This is a genomic window from Psychromonas sp. (genome assembly GCF_983033635.1).
The window spans coordinates 1-1,261 of record NZ_CEZLMY010000317.1 but is presented as its reverse complement, the minus strand read 5'-3'; the positions used below and the strand labels follow the sequence as shown (position 1 = coordinate 1,261).

Sequence of the window (1,261 nt, the reverse complement as noted above, 5' to 3'; positions counted from 1 at the left end):
AAGTCATCCCCTTTAACCTTCGCTTCCACAATTGGAATGATGGTTTTCAAGAAATCTCGTAACACCCATGAAGTCCCATCGAGTAAACCATTTTTTAGACTAGTGTTACCATTGTCATTTAAAGCAGAATAGATTGAATTGAAATTGAGCCTAAGCGCAGCCATTCTATGTACAAGAACTAGCATACGTATATCTCCTCCCTCCTCACCCCACAACGGATCATTTTGAGAACCTTCTAACCACCTCCTAACATTACCAATCTCGGCATGATTATCATCAGATTGCTGAAATATGAAAACATTAGAACTTCCCTCCACACCTTCGTTACCTCCTGTCATGCGGCCTCTTGTTTGTTGAAGCCCATCATCTTCTCTTCGAATGTTATTAATTACTCGTAAGACACTCTGAGGGCACCTAAAATTTTCTTCTTTTTCAATCAGCTCAAACCCTTCCTCGTGACCAATCCGTCCAACACCTTCCATATATATTTTTTGCATAGGATCACCAAAGAAACCTAAATAAAACTGGCCTTCAGCAGTTTCATATATAGCCTTTAATGCATCAACAAAAATAGGTTTTGTATCCTGACTTTCGTCAACCAAAATAACAGGGTATTTACGCGCGATTATTTTTCGTAAAAGTAAATTATCAATTATCATTTGAGGCACAAGTTTTAAGATATCACTATGTCCAAGAATGCCTTGAGTGTAATTTCCTCCAGTTCCATAGCTAATTTCCTCAACACATTCAACGAGGGGGATCTCCGAGCGATATTTAACAATATCCAACCTAAGTCTTTCTCTCGTGGCCTCTCTTGTCCTAGGTTTTGCTATGTGCTCTTGGGCTTCATTAATTTTTTCATTAAGTCTACTAATCATCCAGTTAACAATATCGGTTTTAAAGGGTCTTATAACAGCCCACAAAAAACTATGAATTGTCGATATATGAAACAATTCAGATTCACCTAAATCACCTAGGATCTCTTCTACGGCCACATCAGTATAAGTAATACAGGCAATCTTCTTACTTTTATATAGATACTCGTCCCCATTCTCATTTTTCAAATGATCAAGAGCTTTTATTAATGATGTAGTTTTCCCTGAACCAGCGCCTGCAACCATAATAAATGCAGTTTTTTCTTGCCGTTCCAACAAAAGTTTTAAGCGTGTATCCGACTCCGTATCGGGAGAATCAATTCTTCGACTCATGATTCTACCTCAAGGTTATTAATTTCAAGCTTATCTTCAAGCCAATCCAAACC

1 protein-coding gene is annotated in these 1,261 nt (G+C 37.9%); it reads right to left on the bottom strand.

The window, feature by feature from the left end; all coding sequences use genetic code 11:
* Positions 1-1,208: UvrD-helicase domain-containing protein (locus AC4GME_RS18935; RefSeq protein WP_490380057.1), on the bottom strand; the 1,208-nt coding region annotated here is incomplete at its 3' end.
* Positions 1,209-1,261 lie beyond the last annotated feature (53 nt).